The sequence below is a fragment of the Novosphingobium chloroacetimidivorans genome (genome assembly GCF_014204535.1).
In the GTDB taxonomy this organism is placed as follows: Bacteria; Pseudomonadota; Alphaproteobacteria; order Sphingomonadales; family Sphingomonadaceae; genus Novosphingobium; species Novosphingobium chloroacetimidivorans.
The window spans coordinates 1-5414 of the sequence record NZ_JACHLR010000053.1; the positions used below are offsets into that span (position 1 = coordinate 1).

Below are 5414 nucleotides of genomic sequence, written 5' to 3' on the forward strand. Positions count from 1 at the left end.
CCGCCGGAAAGCCTGCCAAAATCGCGATCACCGCGGTCATGCGGAAGCTCGTCATCACCGCGAACGCTCTGCTCAAAGCCAACCGGCTCTGGCAGCAATCTCCTGCTTGATCATCACGGATACTTTAGCAAGGGCATCAGCACATACATGATGTCGTGGAAGTTCGCCGTGCGAAGGGTTGTGATCGCGACCGGAACAAGCATAAGTTCAAGGGCGCTGGTAGGTGCCGGACGCAAATACGTCGGCGCAGATTGAGGCTGCGCGTCCTCAGCACTTCGTCCTTCGATACGTCTGCTGATCGCGATTGCGGGCGATGGGCGATCAGCTATGCTTTGCTGCAAGCAGAGGAGAGACGTGAAACCCATGGGATCTGAAGACGGAGGCGCTTGGTTCGTGCGCGTCATCCATAACAAGGTAGCGGTGGGCGTTTTTGCTTGTCCTGAAAGTCAGCTTGCCACCTTGATCGACGAAGCTGTTGAGCCCGCTGCCTGCGAGTACAAGAAGCTTCCGATTGGTGGCTTTATCTTTCGAGATGAGCCAGTGCTTCACGAAGCTTCCGGCGAACCCCACTTCCCTGATGCTTACCTTACCGAGAGCTGGGACATAATGTACGCCGATGACGGCCTGTGGCGCCGTCTGAATACGCCACCCTTTGCGAACGACGAGTAGACGGTGGTTATGCCCGAGTTATACCCTATTGCGGCTATCGCATAGCACCGGGCCTAAGTTCAAGCGCATCTCCGGTGGACTCCTCATGCCGAATGCAGCGGTCGCAACCAACAGTCGAAGCAACTTGAAGGTACGTCCTTTGGCAACGGCTGAAGGGATCCACCTGCAGCCAAATGGCCATCGTCAATTTCACGTGGCCGGCGCCGCGCGGTGAGTTCGCGAAGCAAGACGGAGCGTGGCACTTTCTGGCAAATCGCGCCGTGCGATTTTAACGACACAATGATGAAATGACTCGTCTAAGCCTTTACAGCAGCACATGCCGCTTCCTCATAGCTCACGCCGCCGCCGATCTGTCCTTTATCGCCAAATCGAGCGAGGTAAATCGACGTGCAGCTGTTCGAGTTCGGGGCGGCGGCTCCATCGATTATCACACTACCCTCATAGTCCTTTGCAGTGGAGTGAATGCTCAGGAAAGGACGATTGATCGAGAGGACTTTGAACCTACTTTGGCGTTGTTCGACAAAAGTGGTCTCCAGATCGGCTATAATGATGATCACCAAACGGGAACAGTAGCGTCCGCCCCCGTGACTGGAAGACATATCGACATTTGCCTTAAGCGCCTGCTGGACCCCAGCAACTATACCGTCTCGGTTGGGATAACAATGGGGCGTTCTACATCCTCGGCGTTCAGTCCGCCGCGCAGGTAGGCTCTGTCCCGGAAGCATCATCTTGGTTCATGCTGATCATGGGCATCGGCTTCGTAGGCTTCGCATGAGCCGTTGCCAACCCTCAGCGGGCGTGAGCCTCGCCCAGCAATTGACGAGAGGCCCGCTTCCTTGATCAGGCGGCCCCATCCTTTCGTGAACAGAAGAGGCACCCAGCCGGAGTGCGAGCGCCCCTCACTTGCTCGCAACACATGTTGCTCGCGCAGGTAGCCGTCAGTTCCGAATGCCGGCGGTCAGCGGTTCCTTGGTGGGCCCCGTCCGAAACCTGCACTAGCCGCTGCATCCAAGAACCGGATTAGCGAGAGGCTACGGATCGTAAGCGCGCCGTTCTGACACAACCTGTATCGCAAACGTATGATCATGGTTGAAGATATGTTAACCGCGTACGACTCGCATATTTCAGAATGTATCAATTGCGCGAGTGGAGGTCGTATCGATGAGGAAGCTTCTTGCCTTCGCTGCTGCTGCAGCAGCCATCTCGCTTTGTGGAACGGCCGGTGCCGCCACCTTTTCTCCGGACAACTGCAAGCCTGGTGACATTCACTTTTGTGTGAATGGGGACGCTCAGGCACCCGACGTTGACAACTATATAACCGGGTTTTTCACTAACACCTTCAGCGGCAAGGCTACAAAGATCAACGATACTTACTCGTTTATAATTGACAAGAACGGTGTAGGTAGCGGCGGCATTCAAACCTCATTTTCGAGCAAGAACACTCAGCTTGTCATCGAGGATCTTATCATCAACGGCAATTCATACGCTAAATCGCTGATGAAGACAGCGGCGGGCACTTCAGCCGAGATCGGCGGCATCAACATTGTGAAGGGCGCTCTGAACACCATCCAAGTCATCGGCAGCTTCAAGCCATTGGCAAAGGGCGCGCAGGCCAACTATACGGGTAACTTGACCTTCACAGCGGCGGTGCCGGAAGCCTCTACGTGGGCCATGATGATCATGGGCATCGGGTTCGTTGGCTTCGCGATGCGTCGCAAGGCTTCGGAAGCAATGAGCCCGACCTTGACCTAATTATACCGTCGCTGGGGCCGCATACTCGACCTAGCGGCCCCTTTTCCTTTTAGCAGCTCGACAGAACGGCACAGATTTTGCGATAAAACAAAGTTGAAAGCAGCGACCTGCCGATCAAAAGGCCACAATGTGGTGCTTCTGGTTGGCCGCTCGAGCTTCCAAACCAAGCCCTTCCGAACGACGCAATCCAAGAAGGCGCGCGGTTCCTTGATGGTCTCGTTCAAATGCGGGTCGCCAAGGCTGGTTTGTTGAGGCGGTGCAGTCGAACCTGCGCGCAACCCCACTGGCTTAAACAATTGCCGTTATCAAATTTCGACATTCAGCGTGATCCTGCCGCTGCTGTCATACTGCCTCTTGCCGTACCTGCCGGAATAACCTGCGCCAACGCTCAGCCTCCGTATGGCGAGCCAGTTCAGTCCAATAAAGGGCATCACGCCGTCGCGGGGCAAGCTGGTGCCGCTAACCTCGAACAGATCGCCGCTCTCGAAGTTCAGACGAGCCTTCGAGGTCAGTTCGCCATCCACCATGCGTTCACTGTCGGCTCCTAGGGAGCAAAGGCCACGGCGGAGAACAGATTCTCCATGCCGCGCAGGATCTCGGCGCGGATCGCCTCCTCGAAGTAGAGGAAGCAGCCCTCCTCATCGTTGCTTCGGCGCATGCGCTCTTTCTCGCCCGGAGTACTCAGCGCAGGTGAAACTTGGGCGGATTGGGGAGATCGGACAGGTTGCGGAAAAAGGCGGGCACAAAGGGCTCCGCCTCACCTGCTTCGAGCGGGTAACTGGACGTTACGACCTTCCTTGCGCCGGAACATCGAGTAGATCAGCGTGGATGACTGAATCACGATCGCAGAGCGTTAGTTCGTCGGGTGCTGATGGGCAGCCCCATGTTCAGCGAGTAGTGCACGGCGAAGGTCGAACCTTCACCTCAATTAGAGAAGCCGCGCGTCAGCTCGGTATAGCGGATGTAACCTATCGGAACCGGGTGAGGCGCGCTGTTCCGGGTTACTTCATCGAAGAGATCGAAGTCGATCAGCCGGTCCATTTAGCCCGAAAAGACGGTCGTCCAGTGATCTTCCACGGGGTGTACTACCCCTCTATCATTGCTGCAGCCAAAGGGACGCAAGTAGATGTCGCCACCGTCAGACGGAAGATAGGACAGGGAGTGCAGGGCTGTTACTTCGAAGATGAGGGGCAGCGTAGCGTTACTCGACGCGACATCAGGAGGCCGGTGATTATCAACGGTATTTCCTATGAGAGTGCCGCCTGCGCAGCTCGAGAGCTGGGGATCCCTCGGGCAACCATCGCGACGAGGCTGCGCAGGTCTACGTTCCCAAACTATTTCTATCAAAAGTAAGGGCCGTTGACGCAAACGTTCCGGTCGAAGACGGCGACGTACATATCGCCGGGCTGAGGTTATGTAGTTCAGCCGGAGCGAGGGCGACTGATACCTGAGGCGGAGTTTGGCACCACGACCTGGACGAGCTTGCCGGACCGATGGCACTACCGCGCATAGCGCTGAGGAAATACGATGCGGTACATTGCGGCCCGGTCAGCGATTCGTGAAACGGGAAGCCATACGGAAGTTAGCGGCTCTTGCGGATTAAGGCCTCCATCAACAGCAACGATAAGAGGTCGTTCAATTATGACCTTCATAGTACGCGAAGTGCAGTCAAAGTGCTCTTTCGACTGCACAGTTGGGTCGAATCGAACTTGTATGACGACGGTCGCAAAGCGTCCGTTGCGCTTAACACTGGCTCTATCAACGTAGCGAGAGCCTCCAGATGTTGTTGGTAGTTCATACCAGTCTGCAGCCTCTACTACAGACGATAGGCCGACCAGCGCCAATAAGATGTAAGCCATGCGACACATGGTGCCATATTGCTGCCAAAGCAGCCGGTCTGCAATCCATCGCACAGGGCTGCCCGGGAGGAGTCGCCACATTCTCAGATGAAACCTGCCGGTCAGGTCACACCCCAGTTACAGACTGTTGCCAGCGACCTAGTGAGCGCGGGATCAGCCGAGAGGGTCGTGTATGTTGAGTTTGCTTCTGTTGCTTGCAAGCGGCGCGTCTCAACAGGACATCGAAGCTACTTCGCGCGGGAACCCGACAGATTGGGTTAGGTACCAAGACCTTCCGGCAGACGCTGTCCGGGAGGCCAAGCGAGATGTGCTTACATTTCAGGTTGCTGTCACTGCGTCCGGAATGGCTGCAAACTGGAAAATCGTAGAGTCAAGTGGTTCACGCCGAATCGACGACGCTGTCCGTGAGAACTTGATGGCGAATGGCCGCTTCCAGCCTGCGAAAGATAGGGCAGGAGGACCGATCTCTGGCACTTGGGCTTCGCGCATCCATCTGGCGCAATCATCATCTGACACGGGCGCGGAGCATCCCCGTCTCAACTATGAGTCCGAGTTCGAGTATCGAGTTGACCGCGATGGCAAGGCGACGGGCTGTCGCTCCATCAGCGCTATTGGCATTGCACCAGTGAAATGCGCCGATGCACTCGGAAGGAGAGTGATGACGCCGCCGACCGGTGAGACCTTCAGTGGCGGCACAATGACGCTCCGGACCATCCGGACGTTCAAGCCGGACTAACGCCTGGCAGCTTTCCACCAAACCACGTCACTCCCGAGGGATGTACTCCACGAAGCTGGCTATCAACCGAGAGAGCGGGGTCCCTGAGACAAGCAGGAGCAATCTCTGCCGCTGGTTTGCCATTTCTCCTGGCAATCCATTGATCCGAACGGATCGTACAATGGCTTTGTCCAATGTGAGCTCTATCGGACAATACCCGTGGCACTCGCTTTTGACGAATCACGATCTGTTCTGACGTGAGAGACTCAGCTTTGGCGTCGGAGGATGAGTTGGCCCCCGAAATGACCTGACAGGGTCTCGCTCTTAGAGCATTTTCAGCATGAGCGTTGATATCCTGCGGCTTGGAAGAAGTTGGCGCATTCGTCTGGCAGGAAGCGATCGAGCAGCTTGCCGATACG

5 protein-coding genes and 1 pseudogene are annotated in these 5414 nt (G+C 56.2%); 5 read left to right on the plus strand and 1 reads right to left on the minus strand.

What is annotated here, in order from left to right; genetic code table 11:
- The 4 genes and pseudogenes from HNO88_RS22580 to HNO88_RS21495 all read left to right on the plus strand — a co-directional run.
- A pseudogene (locus HNO88_RS22580) lies at positions 1-110 on the plus strand (IS110 family transposase); the annotation flags it as partial.
- Between the two features lie 253 nt (positions 111-363).
- Complete coding sequence (locus HNO88_RS21485) at positions 364-669, plus strand: hypothetical protein (RefSeq protein ID WP_184250787.1); 306 nt, start codon at positions 364-366, stop codon at positions 667-669.
- A gap of 676 nt (positions 670-1345) precedes the next feature.
- Complete coding sequence (locus tag HNO88_RS23150) at positions 1346-1444, plus strand: PEP-CTERM sorting domain-containing protein (protein WP_184250799.1); 99 nt, start codon at positions 1346-1348, stop codon at positions 1442-1444.
- Positions 1445-1830: 386 nt separating this feature from the next.
- On the plus strand, positions 1831-2421 hold the full coding sequence (locus HNO88_RS21495) for an FxDxF family PEP-CTERM protein (protein ID WP_184250790.1): 591 nt from the start codon (positions 1831-1833) through the stop codon (positions 2419-2421).
- Positions 2422-2726: 305 nt separating this feature from the next.
- On the opposite strand, the gene HNO88_RS21500 is transcribed toward HNO88_RS21495, so the two are convergent.
- Positions 2727-2948, minus strand: a complete 222-nt coding sequence (locus HNO88_RS21500; protein ID WP_184250793.1) for a hypothetical protein — start codon at positions 2946-2948, stop codon at positions 2727-2729.
- 1504 nt (positions 2949-4452) lie between these two features.
- Here HNO88_RS21500 and HNO88_RS23155 point away from each other — a divergent pair.
- Positions 4453-5016 carry an energy transducer TonB gene (locus HNO88_RS23155; protein ID WP_184250796.1) on the plus strand — a complete coding sequence of 188 codons (564 nt, stop codon included), beginning with the start codon at positions 4453-4455 and terminating at the stop codon, positions 5014-5016.
- The last annotated feature ends 398 nt before the right edge of the window (positions 5017-5414 follow it).

Bases quoted from the DNA above. Each gene is read 5' to 3' on its own strand.
- HNO88_RS21485 (WP_184250787.1), top strand. From the start codon at position 364: ATGGGATCTGAAGACGGAGGCGCTTGGTTCGTGCGCGTCATCCATAAC.
- HNO88_RS21495 (WP_184250790.1), top strand. From the start codon at position 1,831: ATGAGGAAGCTTCTTGCCTTCGCTGCTGCTGCAGCAGCCATCTCGCTT.
- HNO88_RS21500 (WP_184250793.1), bottom strand. From the start codon at position 2,948: ATGGTGGATGGCGAACTGACCTCGAAGGCTCGTCTGAACTTCGAGAGC.
- HNO88_RS23155 (WP_184250796.1), top strand. From the start codon at position 4,453: ATGTTGAGTTTGCTTCTGTTGCTTGCAAGCGGCGCGTCTCAACAGGAC.